Source organism: Pseudomonas sp. SDO5215_S409 (assembly GCF_054071325.1).
The window spans coordinates 1-18508 of sequence record NZ_JBSVWN010000078.1 but is presented as its reverse complement, the minus strand read 5'-3'; the positions used below and the strand labels follow the sequence as shown (position 1 = coordinate 18508).

At 62.3% G+C, this 18508-nt stretch carries 16 protein-coding genes and 2 pseudogenes; 9 read left to right on the top strand and 9 right to left on the bottom strand.

Annotated features, from left to right (window positions below; translation table 11 throughout):
• Nucleotides 1–141: 141 nt before the first annotated feature.
• Entirely contained in the window at nucleotides 142–1560 is a 1419-nt protein-coding gene (locus ACW9H9_RS26455; RefSeq protein ID WP_457346241.1) for a short-chain fatty acid transporter, read from the bottom strand.
• 263 nt (nucleotides 1561–1823) lie between these two features.
• Here ACW9H9_RS26455 and ACW9H9_RS26450 point away from each other — a divergent pair, with 263 nt between their 5' ends.
• Nucleotides 1824–3110, top strand: a complete 1287-nt coding sequence (locus ACW9H9_RS26450) for an MFS transporter (protein WP_457346243.1) — start codon at nucleotides 1824–1826, stop codon at nucleotides 3108–3110.
• A gap of 3 nt (nucleotides 3111–3113) precedes the next feature.
• Here ACW9H9_RS26450 and ACW9H9_RS26445 read toward each other — a convergent pair whose 3' ends face one another.
• Complete coding sequence (locus ACW9H9_RS26445; RefSeq protein WP_457346244.1) at nucleotides 3114–4484, bottom strand: GntT/GntP/DsdX family permease; 1371 nt, start codon at nucleotides 4482–4484, stop codon at nucleotides 3114–3116.
• A 189-nt stretch (nucleotides 4485–4673) separates the two neighbouring features.
• Between ACW9H9_RS26445 and ACW9H9_RS26440 the strand changes: the two are divergent.
• From ACW9H9_RS26440 to ACW9H9_RS26430, 3 genes and pseudogenes are all read left to right on the top strand, one after another.
• Nucleotides 4674–5492 (top strand): annotated as a pseudogene (locus ACW9H9_RS26440) (PAS domain-containing protein); the annotation flags it as partial.
• 108 nt (nucleotides 5493–5600) lie between these two features.
• Nucleotides 5601–6032: a methyl-accepting chemotaxis protein gene (locus tag ACW9H9_RS26435; protein ID WP_457374541.1), complete on the top strand. Its 432-nt coding sequence runs from the start codon at nucleotides 5601–5603 to the stop codon at nucleotides 6030–6032.
• A 60-nt stretch (nucleotides 6033–6092) separates the two neighbouring features.
• Nucleotides 6093–6674 carry a flavin reductase family protein gene (locus tag ACW9H9_RS26430; RefSeq protein WP_457346245.1) on the top strand — a complete coding sequence of 194 codons (582 nt, stop codon included), beginning with the start codon at nucleotides 6093–6095 and terminating at the stop codon, nucleotides 6672–6674.
• 4 nt (nucleotides 6675–6678) lie between these two features.
• On the opposite strand, the gene ACW9H9_RS26425 is transcribed toward ACW9H9_RS26430, so the two are convergent.
• Nucleotides 6679–7479 carry an AraC family transcriptional regulator gene (locus ACW9H9_RS26425; protein ID WP_457346246.1) on the bottom strand — a complete coding sequence of 267 codons (801 nt, stop codon included), beginning with the start codon at nucleotides 7477–7479 and terminating at the stop codon, nucleotides 6679–6681.
• A gap of 134 nt (nucleotides 7480–7613) precedes the next feature.
• Between ACW9H9_RS26425 and ACW9H9_RS26420 the strand changes: the two genes are divergently transcribed.
• Both ACW9H9_RS26420 and ddlA read left to right on the top strand, forming a co-directional pair.
• Entirely contained in the window at nucleotides 7614–8252 is a 639-nt protein-coding gene (locus tag ACW9H9_RS26420; RefSeq protein WP_457346247.1) for a LysE family transporter, read from the top strand.
• Nucleotides 8253–8295: 43 nt separating this feature from the next.
• Entirely contained in the window at nucleotides 8296–9390 is a 1095-nt protein-coding gene (gene ddlA / locus ACW9H9_RS26415; protein ID WP_457346248.1) for a D-alanine--D-alanine ligase, read from the top strand.
• 11 nt (nucleotides 9391–9401) lie between these two features.
• Here the strand turns inward: ddlA and ACW9H9_RS26410 are convergent, their stop codons facing one another.
• The 3 genes from ACW9H9_RS26410 to ACW9H9_RS26400 form a co-directional block, all read right to left on the bottom strand.
• On the bottom strand, nucleotides 9402–9716 hold the full coding sequence (locus tag ACW9H9_RS26410) for a helix-turn-helix domain-containing protein (protein WP_457346249.1): 315 nt from the start codon (nucleotides 9714–9716) through the stop codon (nucleotides 9402–9404).
• A 257-nt stretch (nucleotides 9717–9973) separates the two neighbouring features.
• A complete protein-coding gene (ggt, locus tag ACW9H9_RS26405; protein ID WP_457346250.1) occupies nucleotides 9974–11797 on the bottom strand; it encodes a gamma-glutamyltransferase in 1824 nt (607 codons plus the stop codon).
• Nucleotides 11798–11873: 76 nt separating this feature from the next.
• Nucleotides 11874–12779: a LysR family transcriptional regulator gene (locus tag ACW9H9_RS26400; RefSeq protein WP_457346251.1), complete on the bottom strand. Its 906-nt coding sequence runs from the start codon at nucleotides 12777–12779 to the stop codon at nucleotides 11874–11876.
• Between the two features lie 110 nt (nucleotides 12780–12889).
• Between ACW9H9_RS26400 and ACW9H9_RS26395 the strand changes: the two genes are divergently transcribed.
• Together ACW9H9_RS26395 and ACW9H9_RS26390 are read left to right on the top strand one after the other, a co-directional pair.
• Nucleotides 12890–13522: an FMN-dependent NADH-azoreductase gene (locus ACW9H9_RS26395; RefSeq protein WP_457346253.1), complete on the top strand. Its 633-nt coding sequence runs from the start codon at nucleotides 12890–12892 to the stop codon at nucleotides 13520–13522.
• 104 nt (nucleotides 13523–13626) lie between these two features.
• Complete coding sequence (locus tag ACW9H9_RS26390) at nucleotides 13627–14322, top strand: tRNA (adenine(22)-N(1))-methyltransferase (RefSeq protein WP_457346254.1); 696 nt, start codon at nucleotides 13627–13629, stop codon at nucleotides 14320–14322.
• On the opposite strand, the gene ACW9H9_RS26385 is transcribed toward ACW9H9_RS26390, so the two are convergent.
• The 3 genes from ACW9H9_RS26385 to ACW9H9_RS26375 form a co-directional block, all read right to left on the bottom strand.
• Nucleotides 14303–15277 carry an alpha/beta fold hydrolase gene (locus tag ACW9H9_RS26385; protein ID WP_457346255.1) on the bottom strand — a complete coding sequence of 325 codons (975 nt, stop codon included), beginning with the start codon at nucleotides 15275–15277 and terminating at the stop codon, nucleotides 14303–14305. The two genes, ACW9H9_RS26390 and ACW9H9_RS26385, sit on opposite strands and share 20 nt — an antisense overlap.
• 159 nt (nucleotides 15278–15436) lie before the next feature.
• Complete coding sequence (locus ACW9H9_RS26380) at nucleotides 15437–16138, bottom strand: hypothetical protein (RefSeq protein WP_457346257.1); 702 nt, start codon at nucleotides 16136–16138, stop codon at nucleotides 15437–15439.
• A 335-nt stretch (nucleotides 16139–16473) separates the two neighbouring features.
• A complete protein-coding gene (locus ACW9H9_RS26375; RefSeq protein WP_457346258.1) occupies nucleotides 16474–17199 on the bottom strand; it encodes a dienelactone hydrolase family protein in 726 nt (241 codons plus the stop codon).
• Between the two features lie 249 nt (nucleotides 17200–17448).
• Here ACW9H9_RS26375 and ACW9H9_RS26370 point away from each other — a divergent pair.
• Nucleotides 17449–18455, top strand: a pseudogene (locus tag ACW9H9_RS26370) (IS3 family transposase); the annotation flags it as partial.
• Between the last annotated feature and the right edge of the window lie 53 nt (nucleotides 18456–18508).

Genomic DNA, 18508 nt, shown 5'->3' with positions numbered 1-18508 from the left:
AGGCGCACGCTCTTAATACCACCGAGGAACCATTGGCCACAGCCCCGCCCGAGCTCATCGACAACGACCAGGCCATCGCCGTCATCACCGGGGGGCACGTCATCGGTGCCCCCTACGATCTGGATATCGACACGATTTAACCTACGGCACCACCGGCGGCAAATACTTCAACGTCGTGCCCAATGCCCACAACAGGAACAGCACCAGCGGCGTGTGCACCAGCAACTGCACGAATGAAAAACCGATCAAGTCGCGCGCCTTCAACCCCAGCACGCCGAGCAGCGGCAACATATAGAACGGGTTGATCAGGTTGGGCAGCGCCTCGGCGGCGTTGTAGATCTGCACCGCCCAGCCCAGGTGGTATTGCAGGTCGTTGGCCACTTGCATCACGTAGGGCGCTTCGATGATCCACTTGCCGCCGCCCGACGGTATAAAGAAGCCCAGCACCGCCGAGTAGACGCCCATCAACAGGGCGTAGGTGTCGTGGGAGGCGATTGAGGTAAAGAAGGTCGAAATATGGTGCGCCAGGGTCTGGCCATCACCGCCCTTGACCACGGTCATCAACGCCGCGATCGAGCCGTACAGCGGGAACTGGATCAGTACGCCGGTTGTGGTCGGCACCGCACGCGCCACCGCATCCAGAAAACTGCGCGGGCGCCAGTGCAGCAGCGCGCCCACCATCAGGAACAGGAAGTTATAGGTATTGAGCCCCGAGATGGCGCTGATCGCAGGCTTGGTGGAAAACTCGTGGAACAACCAGCCGGCCGCCAGCAGCGCCAGCAAAAGGGTGAGCAACGGGCTGTGTTCCAGCCATTCGCCCGGACGGCTCGGCGGTTGCGGCTTGGGCAGGTTGAAGGCCGGGTCGACGCCGCAGGCCTTGGCATCGCGCGCGGCGTTGGGCCCGGGGGCCGTGGCGTAGGCGATGACCAGCGACACCACGATCAACGCCAGCAACATCACCCCCGACTGCCAGAGAAAGATCGTTTCTGTGAAGGGAATCATCCCGGTGATCGCCAGAATCGACGGCGGCAAGCTGGCCGGGTTGGCCTGCAACTGCGCGGCCGAGGACGACAGCCCCAGCGCCCACACGGCGCCGAGGCCCAGGTAGGCTGCGGCCCCCGCCGCGCGGTAGTCCATGCGCAAATCGGTGCGACGCGCCAGGGCCCGCACCAGCAACCCACCGAAGACCAGCGACAGGCCCCAGTTGAGCAAGGAGGCGACCATCGAAATCAGCGCCACCCACGCCACGGCCGAGCGGCCGTTCTTGGGAATACGCGCCAGGCGGTCGATCAACTTGACGGCCGGTGGCGAGCTGGCCACCACGTACCCGCCAATCACCACAAAGGCCATCTGCATGGTGAACGGGATCAAACTCCAGAACCCGTCACCAAATGCCTTGGCGGCTTCGGTGGGGGCGGCGCCCATGCCCAAGGTCGCGACGGCGACGATGATCACGGCCAGGGCGGCAAACACCCAGGAGTCGGGAAACCAGCGTTCGGCAAAGTTGGAGCAGCGCAGGGCAAAGCGGGCATAGCGGCTTTCTTCGATAGGATCGGCCACGTGGTGTTACCTCTTGTATTTATTATGGTGTCGGCAGTCTTGAGCCACGACAGGCGCCTGGACTCACCCTCTTTTAGCCGGGGGATGACATCCACTGTCGCATTTTTGGAGGGAATTGAGCGGATCTTCCCCTACGATCATTCTTTTGGGAATGTAGTTATCCTCATCGATCCATGAGGAAAACAAATATATCTGCCGCGATTGCCATGAGTGCGCCCAGCTCCTAACCTGCACGCCATTTCGTTTGTCTGCCGAGCTTTTTCATGACTGCCACCTCTTCTCCACAGGCGCAGCGTTTTTCCCGCTCCGACTACAAAACCCTGGGCCTGGCTGCCCTGGGCGGGGCCCTGGAAATCTATGATTTCATCATTTTCGTGTTTTTTGCCCTGACCCTGAGCCAGCTGTTTTTCCCGCCGCAAATGCCCGAATGGCTGCGCCTGCTGCAAAGCTTCGGCATCTTTGTGACCGGCTACCTGGCGCGCCCGCTGGGCGGCATCCTGATGGCGCATTTTGCCGACCACTTGGGACGCAAACGTGTGTTCAGCCTGAGCATCCTGATGATGGCGTTGCCTTGCCTGCTGATCGGGGTGATGCCTACCTACGCGCAAATCGGCTATTTCGCACCGTTGATCCTGCTGGCGTTGCGCGTGCTGCAGGGCGCGGCGGTGGGCGGTGAGGTGCCCAGCGCCTGGGTGTTCGTGGCCGAACACGCGCCGGCCAGGCACCGCGGTTATGCGCTGGGCTTTTTGCAAGCCGGGCTGACCTTTGGCTACCTGCTTGGCGCCTTGACCGCGACCCTGTTGGCGCAGGTCTTCACACCGGCCGAAATCCTCGACTACGCCTGGCGGTTTCCCTTTTTGCTCGGCGGTGTGTTCGGCGTGATCGGCGTCTGGCTGCGCCGCTGGCTCAGCGAAACCCCGGTGTTCCTGGCCATGCAGGCGCGCCGTCAGGCCGCCGCCGAAATGCCGTTGCGCACGGTCCTGCGCGAGCACCGCCAGGCGCTGCTGCCAGCGATGATCCTCACCTGCGTGCTCACCTCCGCCGTGGTGGTGCTGGTGGTGATCACGCCGACCCTGATGCAGAAAACCTTCGGCATGACCCCGGGCGACACCTTTGCCTTGAGTGCGTTGGGCATCGTGTTCTTGAACATCGGTTGTGTAGTGGCCGGCCTGCTGGTGGACCGTATTGGCGCGTGGCGCGCGGTGTGGGTCTACAGCCTGCTGTTGCCGGTGGGCATTGCGGTGCTATACGCCAGCCTGATCGGCAACGTGTGGGTGGGCGCCGCCTATGCCGTGGCGGGCCTGTGTTGCGGGGTGGTGGGCGCGGTGCCCTCGGTGATGGTCAGCCTGTTCCCGGCGCCGGTGCGGGTGTCGGGAATTTCGTTCACCTACAACATCGCCTATGCGTTGTGGGCGAGTACCACGCCGCTGGCGCTGATTGCGCTGATGCCCACCCGGCCGTGGGTGTGCGTGGGGTATTGCGTGGTGATGGGGGCGGTCGGGGTGGTGAGTGTGGCGCTGTTCAGCAAGCGCCACACCCTGGCGGGGTAACAGTCAGGTCAGCCAGTGCCACAACAGCAGCGTGCCGACCAGGCCCACCACTGACACGATGGTTTGCAACACCGACCACACCCAAATCGTCTGCTTCAATTGCAGCCCGAAGTACTCGCGCACCATCCAGAACCCGGCGTCGTTGACGTGGCAGAAAAACACCGAGCCTGCGCCAATCGCCAGCGCCACCAGTGAACTCTGGGTGGCCGCCAGGCCTGCCATCATCGGCGCCAGAATGCCCGCCGTGGTGGTCGTGGCCACGGTGGCCGAGCCAGTTGCCTGGCGCAGGGCCACGGCGATCAACCACGCCAGCAGCAGATAAGGCATGTGCGCGCCTTCGGCGACCTTGCTGATGGTCTGGCTCACGCCCGCGTCTAGCAGGGTTTGCTTGAGGCCGCCGCCGGCACCGATGGTCAGCAACAGCACCGCGATGGGCGCCAGCGCTTTACGCAGGGTGTTGCCCACGTCGGCGCGAGGCATGCCGGCGGCCCAGCCCAGGCAGATCACGGCGGCGATCACGGCGAGGCCGAGGGCGATCAACGGTTCGCCGAGAAATTTCAAGGTCAGCGCGACGCTACTCTGGGCAGGCATCGCCACCTTGGCCAGGGTGCTGCCGAGCATCAGGATCACCGGCAACAGGATGATCAGCAACGACACGCCAAAGCCTGGCTGGCGCGGGGCCTTGGGCGGGGCGCTGAACAGCGCGCCAATGTCCTCAGGCTCGGCCACCGGCATGCGCTTGGACAACCAATTGCCATACAGCGGGCCCGCCAGGATCACCGCAGGCACCGCCAGGCAGAACCCCAGCAACATGGTCAGGCCCAGGTCGGCGTGCAGCGCGCCCACCGCAATCAACGGGCCCGGGTGCGGGGGCATCAAGGCATGCAGGGTGGTCATGCCCGCCAGCGCCGGGATCGCGATTTTCAGCAGGGGCTGGTTCGAGCGTTTAGCCATCACAAAGATGATCGGCACCATCATCACCAGGCCCACTTCAAAAAACAGTGGCAAGCCGATCACCATCGCCACCAAGGCCATCACCCAGGGCAACGACTTGCCCTTGCCCAGCCCCAGCAGGGTGGTGGCAATGCGGTCGGCAGCCCCGGACTCGGCCATCAGTGCGCCCAGCATCGAGCCCAGCGCAATGATGATCCCGGCTTCGCCAAGGATCGCCCCGGCGCCTTTGCTGAACGCCTTGGCCACTTCTTCCGGGGGCAGCCCGGCGCCGACACCGGCAATGAACGTGCCGATGAGGATCGACAGGAACGGCGGCAACTTGGTGGCGCTGATCAACACGATGATGCTGGCGATGGCCAGCAGGACGCAAAACATGAGGCGGGTGTCGTGAACCATCCACGCGGCAGTCGATAACTCCAAAACGGGGCTCCTTATCGAACAGGTTGGGTATTTGTTACTTTATGTTTCCTGCTCGAAAAGCATACCTGATAGAAGGGTTGCAGCGCGCTCGCGCGTTATTTTGGGGCGATCGGTGGTCGGGCGCGGGTGGTGCTCAAAAAAAGTTGTACAAATCACTCAAGCTTGCTTAAGAAAACCCCGCGAACGCCGATGCAGGTCAGATCCCAGTTCCCACTTGCCCACCGGTGCCCCATGTTCAACACCCGCCTGAAACAGGAGCTGTCGGCTCTTCGCGAAGAATTGTCCAGTTTGCAGCAGGTCAAGGAGAGCCTGGAAAGCGAAATGATGGCACTGACCCTTGACCCGGACGGGCGCATCGCTTCGGTCAACAGCATCTTTTTGCAGGAGATGGGCTACCAGGGCGGGCAATTGCTCGGTCGTTCGATCGATGACCTGGAGCCTGTGCATGCCAAGCAGGACCCGTCGCAGCTACGCGTCAAGAGTGCGCTGACCCGTGGCGAGCATTTTGCCGGTACGGTGCGCCTGCTGCGCGGCAACGGCAAGGAGGCGTGGCTGCGTTCCATCGTGCAGCCGGTGCGCGGCGCGGACGGGCGGATCAAGAATTTCTCGGTGTACTCCAGCGACCTGACCCGCACCATCGAGGCGTCCCGGGACCACGAAAACCTCATCACCGCGCTGGTGCGCTCCACGGCGGTGATCGAGTTTGACCTTAATGGCCACGTGCTCACTGCCAACGATCGCTTCCTGGGGGGCATGGGTTACAGCCTGGCGCAGATCCAGGGCAAACATCACCGCATGTTCTGCCTGCCCGAAGACTACAACGGCGCCGAGTACCAGGCGTTCTGGAAGCGCCTGAATGCCGGTGAGTTCGTCGCGGCCCGCTTTAAACGCGTGGACAGCCATGGTCGTACGGTATGGCTGGAGGCGTCCTACAACCCGGTACTCGATGCCAACGACCGTCTGTACAAAGTGGTCAAGTTCGCCACCGTGATCACCGATCAGGTCAACCAGGAGCAAGCCGTCGCCGAAGCCGCCAACATTGCCTACAGCACCTCGCTGCAAACCGACAGCAGCGCCCAGCGCGGCACCACCGTGGTGACGCAGGCCGTGGACGTGATGCGCGACCTGGCCAAGCACATGCAGCAGGCGGGTGAGGGCATCGAGGCGTTGAATGCGCAGTCCCAAGTGATTGGCACCATCGTCAAGACCATCAGCGGCATTGCCGAACAAACCAACCTGCTGGCCCTCAACGCGGCCATCGAAGCGGCCCGCGCCGGTGAACAGGGCCGCGGGTTTGCGGTGGTGGCCGATGAAGTGCGGCAACTGGCCTCGCGCACCAGCAAGGCTACCGAGGAAATCGTCGGCGTGGTGCGTCAGAACCAGGACATGGCCCGTGATGCGGTGGCGTTGATGACCGATGGCCGCGAGCAGGCCGAACATGGCCTGGCGCTGGCGGCGGAGGCGGGCACGGTGATCGTGGAAATCCAGGACGGCGCGCAAAAAGTGGTCAGCGCGGTCGGGCAGTTCGCCAACCAGCTGTCGCATTGATTGCCGGGGCTCATGCTTGAGGTATCGTAGGCTCTTTCTCCGATGAAGAGCCTTTCCTCCATGAGTCCTACCCATCGTCGCCCGGTCCCGCTGACCAAAGCCTACCGCCTGATCAACCACGGCCCTACCGTGCTGGTGAGCGCTGCCCACAATGGCACGCGCAACATCATGGCGGCGGCCTGGGCGATGCCGTTGGATTTTGAACCGCCCAAAATTGCGGTGGTGCTGGACAAGTCCACCTGGACCCGCCAACTGCTGGAAGGCGCTGGCACCTTTGTGCTGAACGTGCCCTGCGTGGCCCAGGCCGATATCGTGCAAACCGTGGGCAATACCGGCGGGCGAGACACCGACAAATTCGCGGCTTACGCGCTGCCGACGTTCAACGGCGAACACACCCCGGCGCCGTTGCTGGAAGGCTGTGTGGCGTGGCTGGAGTGCCGTTTATTGCCCGAGCCCCATATTCAGCAGGCCTATGACCTGTTTCTGGGCGAAGTGGTGGCCGCTTACGCCGATGAGCGGGTGTTCAGCGACGGGCACTGGCATTTCGAGGGGCAGGACTCCCTGCGTACGCTGCATCACGTGGCGGGCGGGAATTTCCTGACCATTGGCCAGCCGGTGGTGGGCAAGACGCTGGCGGGTTAAGTGCTCAACGGCCGAGCATCTTCACCCAGCGCGACGGCGGCATGCCGAAGGTGCTGCGAAACTGGCGGGTCATGTGGCTCTGGTCGGTGAACCCTGCGGTCATGGCCGCGTCCACCAGCGGCTGGCCCTGGCTGAGCAAACTGCGCACCAGGTCCAGTCGGCGCAGGGTCAGGTAGCGGTAGGGGCTTGTACCAAACAGCAGACGAAAATCCCGCGATAACGCCCAGCGATCACGCCCGCTGTAGTCCGCCAGTTCTTCAAGGGTGATGGGGCGCCCCAGGGCGCAGTGGATAAACTCCCTGGCCCGCTCCGCTGCCACGTAATCGAACGTTTTGCGCACGCCACTCACGCCCGACGCCGTGTTCAGGGCCTGGACCAGGTCGAACATCGCGTCCTGTTCCTGCATCGGGTCAATCGGGCAATCCAGGCTTTGCAGCAGCACTTCGCTGGCGCGGTACAGCCAAGGGTCGCTGGACAGCCCGCCGGGGATAAACGGCAGCGGCTTGCCACCCAGGATCTGCTGGACCAGCGCCGGCTCCACGTAAATCATCCGGTACTTGAACCCTTCCTCGCTGCCTGCCCAGCCGTCGTGCACTTCGTCGGGATGAATCACCATGGTGCGCCCCGGCAGGCTGTGGGTCATGCCGCCGCGATAATGAAAACTCTGCACGCCAAACAGGGTGCGGCCGATGGCGTAGGTGTCGTGACGATGAGGGTCGAAGCCGAACCCGGCAAAATACGCCTCGATCCGCTCCAGGCCACTGGCGTGGGGGGCACGGTGCAGCCAGTCGATGTTAGTGGCCATGGAGAAATGTCGTACAGGGTGGTGGGATCACGTTAACCCAGTCTCTACGAACTGTCTGCGGGGGTCTTGTACGATTGTGCAGCGCAGGGGGCGCGCTTATCATCGGCGCTCCTACAGCGCTTGGCAGATAAAACATGGCATTTTTCGACCCGCTCTACGTCGCGCCGCTGGTGTCTCTGGCGCTCCTGTGGGTCGTCGCCGTGGTGACGCCCGGCCCGAATTTTTTCAACATCGCGCAACTGGCGGCCAGTCGTTCACGCCGGCATGGGGTGGTGGCATCCTTGGGCGTAGCCACCGGCACGGTGATCTGGGGGTTGGCGGGAGGCCTGGGCATCAAGTCGCTGTTCGCGGCCGCGCCCATGCTGTACCTGGCGTTCAAGATCATCGGCGGCGGCTACCTGATTTACCTGGGGCTGAAACTGTTCAAGCGGTCGGCACCGACGATGGGCCAGAACCCTTTGCCGGTCGCGCCCCAGCGCTCCTTGTTCGCGGCCTGGCGCCTGGGCCTGTTGGGTAACCTGACCAACCCCAAGTCTGCGTTGTTTGTCACGACCCTCTTTGCGTCCACCATGCCCCCGTCCCCGTCGCCCACCTTGTTGACCCTGGCGGTGGCCATCATGGCGACGTTGTCCTTCAGTTGGTACGCCTGCGTGGCCCTGGTGTTTTCCAGTGCGCGCATGGCCGATCTGTATGGCCGCTCGCGCCGGTGGCTGGACCGCTTTGCGGGCGGTTGTTATGTGCTGTTTGGCGCCCACCTGGTAGCGAATCGCTGACAGGTCATGGTAAGAAGCCTTACTTTCAAATGTGAGGCCGGTCATGAGCAAGCTGCGGGTAGGTATTATTTTTGGTGGCCGTTCGGCCGAACACGAAGTCTCGCTGCAGTCGGCACGCAATATTGTGGATGCGCTGGACCGTTCGCGCTTCGAGCCCGTGCTGATCGGCATCGACAAGGCCGGCCACTGGCACCTTAACGACACCTCCAACTTTCTGATCAACCAGGAAAACCCGGCCCTGATCGCCCTTAACCAGTCCAACCGCGAACTGGCCGTGGTGCCGGGCAAGACCAGCCAGCAAGTGGTGGAAACCTCCGGCCAGGGCGTGCTGGCACACATCGACGTGATCTTCCCCATCGTGCATGGCACCCTTGGCGAAGACGGCTGCCTGCAAGGCCTGTTGCGCATGGCCGACTTGCCGTTCGTGGGCTCCGATGTGCTGGGCTCGGCGATCTGCATGGACAAAGACATCAGCAAGCGCCTGCTGCGCGATGCGGGCATTGCGGTCACGCCATTCATCACCCTCACGCGTGCCCTCGCGGCGCGCACCTCGTTCCAGCACGCGCAACAAAAACTGGGCTTGCCGATGTTCGTAAAACCGGCCAACCAGGGCTCCTCGGTGGGCGTGAGCAAAGTGGTCGACGAAGCCCAATACCACGCCGCCGTGGCGCTGGCGCTGGAGTTCGACGAAAAAGTGTTGGTGGAGTCCGCCGTCAAGGGGCGTGAAATCGAATGCGCCGTGCTCGGCAACGAAAACCCGGTGGCCAGCGGCTGCGGCGAAATCGTGGTACGCGACGGGTTCTATTCCTACGACAGCAAATACATCGACGACCAGGCCGCGCAAGTGGTGGTGCCCGCAGACATCAGCGCCGACGCCAGCGAGCGCATCCGCGCCCTGGCCATTGAAGCGTTCGAAGCGCTGGGCTGTGCAGGGCTGGCACGGGTGGACGTGTTTCTGACTGAAGAGGGTGAAGTGCTGATCAACGAGATCAACTCATTGCCAGGCTTTACCCGCATCAGCATGTACCCCAAGTTGTGGCAGGCGGCGGGCATGAGCTACAGCGAGCTGGTCAGCCGGCTGATTGAACTGGCGGTGGAGCGGCATGCGGGGCGCAAGGGGTTGAAGATCAGCCGCTAATCATCACGGCATCAATGAGGGCTCAATACCTCGCGAAAAACGTCCGGCCTGATAGTCGCAATATGCAGCAACGAGCGGGCCGCGCCGGACGGAGAGCGACGGCCTTGCTCCCATTCTTGAAGGGTTCGCACGGAAACTCCCAGCAGCTCTGCGAACTTGGGTTGTGACAGCCCTGTCTTGCTGCGCGCTTGTGCCGCTTGAGTGGTTGCGACCTGATGGGTCTGGCCCTGACGCCCGGCCTTGATGTCAACAATGGCTGCCAGCAATTCTTCGCCAATGTTGCGCTTGGCGTCGCGCTCTTTCAGTTGTTGCTCAGTGAGTGGCATGGTTCATTTCCTTGGCAATTTTGTAGAGGATATGCGCCGGAATATTCTCGGTGGCACCTTTGCCATAAATCAGCAGCGTAACCAGTACGCCACTGCACAATTGGCTTGTGTAAATGACCCGCACCGAGCCGCTTTTGCCACGGCAAGTTCTGGCGGAGCCAGAAAATGTCAGGGGAGGCGGTGAGACTCAAGCAGCGTTTTACCGCAAAACATGACAGTCACGAGAACGTCCACCTGCTCGCCCCGTGGCATCCCCCTCAGTCCCCCAACGCCTCCCCCTCGCGCCGTGGGTCCGCCCCGCCGAGCAGCGACACCTTGCCCTGCGCGTCCCGCACGCGGACGATGGCCTGGGCGCCGCTGGTCATGTCAATCTCGCTCAGGGCGTGGCCTCTGTCTTTCAGCGCTTGTTTCAACGGCGCGCTGAACAGGCCTTTTTCCAGTTCGGTGGCGGCGTTGCGGCTGCCGAAGTTGGGCAGGCCGACGGCGGCTTGCGGGTCCATGTCCCAGTCGAGCATGGCGATCAACGATTTACTGACGTACTCGATGATCTGCGACCCGCCGGGCGAGCCGACCGTGGCGATGAGCTCGCCGCTCTGGCGGTCGAACACCAGTGTGGGGGCCATGGACGAGCGCGGGCGTTTGCCGGGCTCGATGCGGTTGGCCACCGGCTGGCCGTTTTCTTGCGGGACAAAGGAAAAATCGGTCATTTGGTTGTTCAGCAAAAAGCCTTGCACCATCAAGTGCGAACCAAAGGCGGCCTCTACGGTGGAGGTCATCGACACCGCCCCGCCCCGGTCATCTACCGCGACCACCTGCGAGGTGGAAATACGCAGCGGCGAGCGGTCCGGCGCGTAGGCCACTTGAATGCCCGCCGGCGTGCCCGGCTTGGCCACGCCCATGCTGCGCGAGCCGATCAGCGCGGCGCGGCGGGCCAGGTAGTCGGGCGCGACGAGGCCGGCGACCGGCACGGGCACGAACTCCGGATCGGCCACGTACTGGGCCCGGTCGGCATAGGCCAGCCGTTGCGCCTCGGCAATCAGATGGACCGCCTCGGGCGTTGGCTCAAGCCCCGCAGGTGAGGCCGTCTTCAGCGGTTTCATAGGCCCCAGCGCCAGGCGCGGATCGCGGGCCTCCAGTGCTTGCAGGGTGCCAAGGATCTGCGCGACTGCAATCGAGCCCGAAGACGGTGGTGGCATGCCGCACACACGCCAGCGTTTGTAGTCGGTGCACAGCGGCTGGCGCTCGACGGCGCTATAGCCCTTCAGATCCGTGGGTGTGAGGCTGCCGGGGTTCTGGTGGGCTTGGACCTTTTGGCTGATTTCATCGGCAATCGGGCCGGTGTACAGCGCGTCCGGCCCCTCTTTGGCGATGCGCTTGAACACGTTGGCCAGTGCGGGGTTTTTCAACAGCGTGCCCACCGCCTTGGCGCTGCCGTCGGTGTTCAGGAAGTAGGCGGCCATGTCTGGCGACTGTTGGATAAACCGGTCGCTGGCAATCAGGCCATGCAAGCGTTCGGAGATCGGGAAACCCTGCTCGGCCAGGCGGATCGCTGGCTCAAACAGCTTGGCCCATTGCAAGTAGCCGGTCTTTTTATGGGCCAGTTCCAACGCCCGCAACACGCCGGGCGTGGCCACCGATCGCCCGCCGATCTGCGCGGCAGAAAAGCTCATTGGCGTGCCGTCGGCCTTGAGAAACAAACGCGGCGTGGCCCCGGCCGGTGCGGTTTCGCGCCCGTCGTAGGCATGCACTTGCTCGCCGTCCCACAGCATGATGAGCGCGCCGCCACCGATCCCTGAAGACTGCGGCTCCACCAGCGTCAGCACCGCTTGCATGGCAATGGCGGCATCAATCGCCGAGCCGCCCTTGCGCAACATCTCGCGCCCCGCCTCGGCGGCCAGCGGGTTGGCGGCGGCGGCCATATGGCGTTCGGCGTGGCGGGTGTGCATGTCGGTGCGATAGCCCGAACCCAGCTCCGGTGCGGGCGGCAGCTCGGGGGCGATGGCGCGGTGGCAGGCGGCCAGGGTGAGGGCCGTGGCGATCAGTGAGAGGGTGTTGAGGCGGCGACGAGAATTGAAAAGCACGCGATGACTCCGTTCATTGTGAGAATGATCTGTGGTCCGTGACGGGGTAATGTACCTCAGTACGCGCCGGGTGGACTCACCCCGAAGGCGATTGGATCACTGCCATCCGAGCGGGCAACTGCGCCAGCAACGCGTCCACCGCCACCCTTATTTTTAAGGCGCGGTGCGGCGTGTAGGGCCACACCGCATGAATCGCGAACATCTCGCCTGAATGCTCCGGCAACACTTCCTGCAACTGCCCGCGCAAAAGCGCCTCGCGCACCAGCCAATACGGCAGCCACGCAATGCCCATGTGGGCCAGCGCGGCGTCGGCCACGGCGCGCATGTCGTCCATCAGCAAGCGGGTCTTGGGCTGGAGGTCGGTGCGAGGCGGCCAGTGGGGGCCCCGGTCAAAGCGCAGGTAAGACACCGCGTCGTGTGCGTTGAGCGCCTCCAGGCTTTCGGGTTTGCCGCGGCGGCGCAGGTAGTCGGGCGAGGCGCAAAACACCATGTGGTGTTCGCCCAGGGGGCGGGCGACCAGGCTGCTGCTGTCGGGCAATGCACCGATGCGGATAGCCAGGTCGAACGCTTCCTCGATCAGGTCCACGCGCCGGTCAGTGAACGACAGTTCCAGCGTCAAGGCCGGGTGGGCCTTGGCCAGTTCGATCAGGATGGGCGCGACGTAGAGTTGGCCGAACAGCGTGGGCATCGACACGCGCAGGCGCCCGCTCACGTGGTCTTTGCCGCCTTCCAGCAAGGCCTCGCCCGCGCGGATGGCTTCCAGGCCTTGCAGGCAATGGCGGTAATACAGCTGGCCATCGTCGGTCAGGCTTTGGCTACGGGTGGTGCGATGAAACAACAGCACCCCCAGGCGTTGCTCCAGGCGGGCGATGCTCTTGCCGATTGCCGAGCGGGTGACGTGCTGTTTCTGGGCAGCCTGGGCAAAACTGCCCGCTTCCACCACGGCTACAAACACTTCGATACCGCTTAAATGGTCGCGCATAGTTTGTAGCCAAAAAGTAACCAATGAGCGGAGATACTATCGCCACTGGGGAGAAAAAGGCGATGTTAGCCTGCACGCATTCATTAACCCGATGTGTGGAACCCCTTTTGATGAGCAACATTCTTGTCCTCAAATCCAGCTTCAAGGGCCCCGAGTCCCATACCAATGGCCTGCTCGACACCTTTCTGGCCGAACGCCAACGCCGTGGCTTCAGCGACCACGTCGTGGTGCGTGACCTGGTGGTGCTGGACCTTCCGGTGCTCGACCACGAACTGTTCGCCGCCCTGCGCGGCGCGCCCCCCACTCATGAGCGTACGCGCCGTGGGGTGGCGCTGTCGGACGCGCTGATCGCCGAACTCAAGGCCTGCGACCTGCTGCTGATCGGCGCGCCCATGTACAACCACAACGTGCCCACCCCCCTGAAAAACTGGTTCGACCTGGTGGCACGGGCCAAGGTGACGTTTCGCTACACCGACACCTACCCGGCCGGGCTGGTGTGCGGCGTAAGCGTGGTGGTGTTCAGTTCCCGGGGCGGGGTGCACGTGGGGCAGGCCACCGATGCGGTCACGCCTTACCTGCAAGCGGTGCTGGGGTTGATCGGTATTACCGATGTGAAGTTTGTGTACGCCGAAGGGCTGGACGCCAAGCCGGTGGGGTTGGCGCAAGGCCTGGCCAGCGCTAACGGGCGGATCGTCGAGTTGGTGGATGAGCTGAGGAAAAAAGGCCCGGCACTGCTGCTTTGAAGCCTTGAAACCGTCGCCTGCATTTGAAATCCCCCGCATTGCTCTACAGAATCGCGCCCCGAGCCGGTGAATCGTCCGGACGTGTGTAAACAAAGGAGTGGCGGTTGAACGAACAGACCTTGTCCAGGCGCTTGGAGCGCGTGGCGGCGCAGGTGCCGATGGGCGCGCGGCTGGCCGACATTGGCTCGGACCACGGCTACCTGCCTGTGGCCTTGATGCGCCGTGGCGTCATCGTGTCGGCGGTGGCGGGCGAGGTGGCGATGACGCCGCTGGTGGCTGCGCAACGCACGGTGCGCGAGAGCGGGTTGCAGGCGCGGATCAGCGTGCGCCAGGCCGATGGGCTGCAGGCCATTCGGCCTGAAGACCGCATCACGGCCATCAGCCTGTGCGGCATGGGCGGTGAAACCATCCGCGATATTCTGGACAGCGGCCAGGCGCACCTCAACGACCAGGCGCGCTTGATCATGCAGCCCAACGGCGGCGAGCAGGCGCTGCGCCAGTGGCTGATGGACAACGGCTACCGCATCGTCGCGGAAGACCTGCTGCACGAAAACCGCTTCGACTACGAAATCATCGTGGCCGAACGCACCGGCCCGGTGGTGTACACCGCCGAGCAACTGTACTTCGGCCCGCTGCAGCTCGAGGCGCGCAGCCCGGCGTTTGTGGCCAAGTGGCAGCGTCGGCTGCGGGAGAAACGCAAGACCCAGGACAACTTCGCCCGGGCCCGCCACGCGGTGCCCGAGCAAAAGATGCTGACGCTTGCGCAGCAGGTACGCTGGATCAGCGAGGTGTTGGCGTAAGCGTCTTGCTTAAAAAACCGTCGATCAATTGGGCGATTTCGTCGGGTTTTTCATCCAGGGCAAAGTGCCCCGCCTCCAGCACATGGACCTCGGCCTGTGGCAGGTCGCGGCGATAGGCCTGCGCTTCGGCGACCTGGAATGACGGGTCGTACTGGCCCCACAGCACCAGCGTCGGCGGTTGATGCTCACGCAGCCAGGCTTGCCACTTGGGATAGCTGGCCACGTTGGTGCGGTAGTCGTAGAACAAGTCACTCTGGATATCGGCCTGGCCGGGCTGGTTCAGGAAGTTGAACTCGTCGGTCCACAGGTCTGGGTTGAAGCGCCAGGCGTTGGGACTGGTGCCGATGTGGCGCTGCTGCGTGGTGGCCAATGAAAAGAACGTCGCCCGCAAGCCGGCTTCGTTGGCGGCGCGATCGGCCCAGAATTCGCGCCGCTTCTGCCACAGCGGCCCCAGGCCGTCTTCATGGGCGACGGCATTCTGAACGATCAGCGCCTCAAGCCGTTCGGGGTGTGCCAGCGCCATGCGAAAACCGACCGGGCCGCCGTAGTCCTGTACCAATAACGAATAGTGATTCAGGCCCAGTGCTTGAGTGAAATCCTGCATCACCTCGGCCAGGTGGTCGAAGGTATAGGCGAAGGTTTTTGGGGCGGGGGCATCGCTGTGGCCGAAGCCCGGGTAGTCCGGCGCTACCAGGTGGTAGCGCTGCGTCAAGCGCGACAAGAGGGGGTCGAACATGCGCGAAGAACTCGGAAAACCGTGCAGCATCAGCAGGGTTGGCGCGTCTTTGGGCCCTGCTTCGCGGTAGAAAATCGTCAGGCCGTCGACCTGAACGTTACGGTAGGCGACAGCGGCGGTTTGCGTCGCATGACCGCCCGTCTCAGCCGCCTCTGCGGCCCCCAACAGCGGCGCACCCAGGGCGCACACCAGCGTGAGCGTGGACAACACGTTGAACATTTACAGCCTCCAATGACGGCGCAGAAACATCTGCATGAGCGAGGTGGCTGATTAGAGCATCGTACCGGGCTGGCGGAAGGACGCTGTTGTATGGCTGTGTACGTGAGGGCGCGTAGATACAGTCCTATACAAAAAAGCTCAGCGCCCTGTGACCAACCCTTATCGGTCGGTGGATTTGCGAAGGTTGGGCACCATCCGCGTTTCGCGAATCACCCGCCCGGTGCTGCCCTCCAGCTTGACCACCGTCGTGCCCACCAGCATAAACGTGCTGTGGCTATCCACCACAATCAACTGGCCGCGCAGGGGCTCGTTCTTATCGGTGTACACCGTGTGCAAATCTTTGAAACCGTAGGGCGCGTTGAGTTGGGTGAGCTCCCTGAGGGCCGACACACCGTTGTCGGCACCTTGTTGAACGCCCTTTGCCGGCGCGAAAAACGCAATGAACATCAGCGTGCCGACAATAATCCCCATCACGGTATTGAGCTTGCGGCGCTTGGTGATGACCGCGATAAACAGCGTGGCAATCAGCACAAAGCCAAGCTCCAGCACCACCGGCCCGATCAGCGGCAAGTGCCGGGCAAAATAGAGGGCCAGGGAAAAACTGTTGATATAACCGCGCATCAACAGCGTGGGCGTGCCCAGGCTCAATTCTTCGGTGTCGATGCCAAATTGCTCGTAATACCCCACCAGGTGCGAGTACCCGTAGATCAACAGCACGGCCTGGGAAAACACCACGCCAAAGGTGATCAGTTTGAGGGCCAGGTCAATGTTGGATTTTGCGGTGTTTTCCGTGGCCGTGGCCACGTGGCTTTGAACGGTGGTGGCGGGGAGGGCCAGGGCTGTTTTTCTGTTCCAGAACATGGTGCTTCCTTAGCGGTCTAGCGAGTGGGGGTTATGCCTGTGGGTTAATGCGCGCGGTCAACACATGGTCCTCCCACGGCCCGTTGATCTTCAAATACGCCCGCGCCCGGCCTTCCTGCTCAAACTCCAGCCGTGACAACAGGCGGGCAGTAAGTGCAGGCGGCGGGTGGGGAGGCCGTTGGGGGGGGATGGCAAGGGGTCACTTCCGTGTGAGGGGGGACTCAGTTTATTTCAGGTGTGGAAAACGGCTTACCTCTCGCAGAGGCCGCTTTTTCAATTTTTCAGGAAGTGGTCGTCAGTCTTTTGGCCGCCCATTCAACCCTCAGGTTATACGTTTACCCTTTCCACAAGGTTTTGCCAAAGAAGGTCAAGGTGCGGTCCCATGCCAATTGCGACCAGAAAGCGTCGTACTGCGTGCCCGCAATACGGCCATCTCCCAGCGCGGTTTCATTGGCAAATGCATGGTGTGCCAGGTAATGGTGGAAGGTGACTTGTGCCCCAGCTGCATGCAGTGTCGACTCCAACTCACCCACGGTTTTTATATCGAAGAACTGGTCCTGAGTAGCCCAGTGGCCGATAAGCGGTGCTTTGATTTTTGAGACGTCGAGATATTCCAGTGCAGGGAAGCCGTACCACACCACGCCAGCGGCCAAATCCGAAATCGCGCTCAGTGCCATTAACGTCAATGCGCCGCCCATGCAGTAGCCCGTTACGCCGACGTTCTTTGAGTCTGTCTTCAGGTATTGAACCGCGCCGCGAATGTCTTGGGACACCGCCTCACTGAAGTCCAGTTCGTCCATCAAATGATGGGCTTCCTCTTCCTCCACAGTGGCTGCTCCGCGATACAGGTCTGGCACCAGTGCGCGGTAGCCGCACTCGGCGAGGCGATCCGCAACGCCTTTGATCTGGGCGTTCACGCCCCACCACTCCTGAATTACCACAATGGCCGGTGCGCCTTTCGGTTCGGCGGGGCTTGCCAGGTAACCTTGCACTTCGTTGCCATCAGGGCGTTGGTACGTAATCGTGCACCCCTGGGGGCGCTCTACTGAGTGAGTCAGCATATAAGCCTCTTTAATCCCTATTAGGGATAACGTAAAGAAATAAATACCTTGCAGCTTTAACGCGCGAGCACTCACAGTTTTTATTGAACGGTGGCACTGTTATTACTGTGGCGCGACAAAAAAAATTAAGTCAGCTGATAGAGTGACAACCTTAGAGCCTTATGTGACACGCGCCATCAGTGACTTGTAGTGGTCTACTAACCCCGGACACCCATTTAGGCGAGAATACTCGCCACAGAGAGGTGTCTGATGACCAAGCAACGTCGTTCCTTTTCAGCTGAATTCAAACGCGAGGCCGCAGGCCTCGTGCTCGATCAAGGCTATAGCCATATCGAAGCCAGCCGCTCGCTCGGGGTGGTCGAGTCCGCATTACGTCGCTGGGTTAACCAACTCCAGCAGGAGCGCAACGGCGTGACTCCGCAGAGCAAAGCGCTGACGCCCGAGCAGCAGAAAATCCAGGAACTGGAGGCTCGAATCGCCCGACTTGAGCGGGAGAAATCCATTTTAAAAAAGGCTACCGCGCTCTTGATGTCGGAAGAGCACGAGCGCACACGCTGATTGATCAGTTAAGTGCCCGAGAGCCGGTCGATTGGCTTTGCGCGGTCTTTGACGTCACTCGCTCGTGTTACTACGCCCACCGCCTCAGGCGCCGAACTCCGGACGTTGAGCGGCTGAGACTGCGCAGTCGCGTGAACGAGCTGTTCACGCAAAGTCGAAGCGCTGCCGGCAGCCGCAGCATCGTCTCGATGATGCAGGACGACGGCGAGCAAATCGGGCGGTTCAAGGTGCGTGGCCTGATGCGGGAACTGGCGTTAGTCAGCAAACAACCTGGCTCACACGCCTACAAATAAGCGACGGTCGAGCGGCCTGATATTCCGAACATCTTGAATCGAGAGTTTGATGTGCCGGCACCCAATCAGGCCTGGTGTGGCGATATCACCTACATCTGGGTTCAAGGAAAATGGCATTACCTAGCTGTCGTCCTGGATCTCTACGCACGTCGAATTGTGGGCTGGGCGCTGTCGAACAAACCAGATGCAGATCTGGTGATCAAGGCTCTGGATATGGCTTACGAGCAGCGCGGCAGACCTCAGGGGCTGCTGTTCCACTCGGACCAGGGGTCGCAATATGGTAGCCGGCAGTTTCGCCAACGGCTCTGGCGTTATCGCATGCGCCAGAGCATGAGTCGTCGTGGAAACTGCTGGGATAATGCGCCGATGGAGCGCGTGTTTCGCAGCTTGAAAACGGAATGGATGATCGTGTCCCTGGAAGTGGTGTAACTCATCATGGCCTTGGCCGCTGAGTTTGC

Excerpts from the sequence above, each read along its gene's own strand:
- ACW9H9_RS26450 (WP_457346243.1), top strand. The coding sequence starts at position 1,824 with ATGACTGCCACCTCTTCTCCACAGGCGCAGCGTTTTTCCCGCTCCGAC.
- ACW9H9_RS26435 (WP_457374541.1), top strand. The coding sequence starts at position 5,601 with ATGCGCGACCTGGCCAAGCACATGCAGCAGGCGGGTGAGGGCATCGAG.
- ACW9H9_RS26430 (WP_457346245.1), top strand. The coding sequence starts at position 6,093 with ATGAGTCCTACCCATCGTCGCCCGGTCCCGCTGACCAAAGCCTACCGC.
- ACW9H9_RS26425 (WP_457346246.1), bottom strand. The coding sequence starts at position 7,479 with ATGGCCACTAACATCGACTGGCTGCACCGTGCCCCCCACGCCAGTGGC.
- ACW9H9_RS26420 (WP_457346247.1), top strand. The coding sequence starts at position 7,614 with ATGGCATTTTTCGACCCGCTCTACGTCGCGCCGCTGGTGTCTCTGGCG.
- ddlA (WP_457346248.1), top strand. The coding sequence starts at position 8,296 with ATGAGCAAGCTGCGGGTAGGTATTATTTTTGGTGGCCGTTCGGCCGAA.
- ACW9H9_RS26410 (WP_457346249.1), bottom strand. The coding sequence starts at position 9,716 with ATGCCACTCACTGAGCAACAACTGAAAGAGCGCGACGCCAAGCGCAAC.
- ACW9H9_RS26400 (WP_457346251.1), bottom strand. The coding sequence starts at position 12,779 with ATGCGCGACCATTTAAGCGGTATCGAAGTGTTTGTAGCCGTGGTGGAA.
- ACW9H9_RS26395 (WP_457346253.1), top strand. The coding sequence starts at position 12,890 with ATGAGCAACATTCTTGTCCTCAAATCCAGCTTCAAGGGCCCCGAGTCC.
- ACW9H9_RS26385 (WP_457346255.1), bottom strand. The coding sequence starts at position 15,277 with ATGTTCAACGTGTTGTCCACGCTCACGCTGGTGTGCGCCCTGGGTGCG.
- ACW9H9_RS26380 (WP_457346257.1), bottom strand. The coding sequence starts at position 16,138 with ATGTTCTGGAACAGAAAAACAGCCCTGGCCCTCCCCGCCACCACCGTT.
- ACW9H9_RS26375 (WP_457346258.1), bottom strand. The coding sequence starts at position 17,199 with ATGCTGACTCACTCAGTAGAGCGCCCCCAGGGGTGCACGATTACGTAC.